Origin of the sequence: Neptuniibacter sp., assembly GCF_024231755.1 — a bacterium.
Classification (GTDB): domain Bacteria; phylum Pseudomonadota; class Gammaproteobacteria; order Pseudomonadales; family Balneatricaceae; genus Neptuniibacter.
The window spans coordinates 1-640 of record NZ_JAAEQH010000360.1 but is presented as its reverse complement, the minus strand read 5'-3'; the positions used below and the strand labels follow the sequence as shown (position 1 = coordinate 640).

2 protein-coding genes are annotated in these 640 nt (G+C 45.8%); one reads left to right on the top strand and one right to left on the bottom strand.

Annotated features, from left to right (window positions below):
* On the bottom strand, positions 1-377 hold a 377-nt coding region (locus GY843_RS20060), incomplete at its 3' end, for a hypothetical protein (protein WP_297312349.1).
* Here GY843_RS20060 and GY843_RS20055 point away from each other — a divergent pair.
* A partial coding sequence (locus GY843_RS20055) for a hypothetical protein (RefSeq protein WP_297312347.1) occupies positions 364-640 on the top strand: 277 nt, incomplete at its 3' end. The two genes, GY843_RS20060 and GY843_RS20055, sit on opposite strands and share 14 nt — an antisense overlap.

The following is a 640-nucleotide window of genomic DNA, read 5'->3' as shown; positions in this document are numbered from 1 at the left end:
CTGACCGACTCTGACTGAGTAGGTACGGTAGCGAGCGATCGCAGCAATATGTTGAAGTTCCGATTAACCCCCGCTGAACAAAGGCCGACTAACATCGTTGATCCGTCGCAGTCAGCCACAAACAATGGACGCCCAACATTTATCACTCCACGCGCACCTGCAAATGAACCGTTCGCATCAACGGAATCTTCGGAGTCTCCTGTGCCATCAGCAAGTGTAGCTACTAGGCCATCAGATGCTGCTGCTGCTGCTGATGCTGCTGACGATTGGTCGGATAAAGTATCAGAATTATTGGAATTTTTTCCAAAAAGTTTGAGGAATCGAGCAAGACTTATTCTTCTGAGTATCAGGAATCGTGTGAAAATGAATGAAGACAAACGAGTCGTTTACAAGACTGATGATGGTTCCGAGTTTCAGGGAAGCAGCATTATTGCACTGATACATTATTTGATCACACTGCTGCCTCCGAATAAAAGGCAAATGCGCCCTTTCGACCTTATGGATTTTGTAAGAATCATTCATGTATCTGCAATTCTGAGCAATGCTTATGGTAATGGTAAGAAAGCTATTGTGGATACGCTGATAGGAAACGGTAAGAAAGAAGCCACCGCCGCCAATGCAACAGCTGCAGAACGCAGAG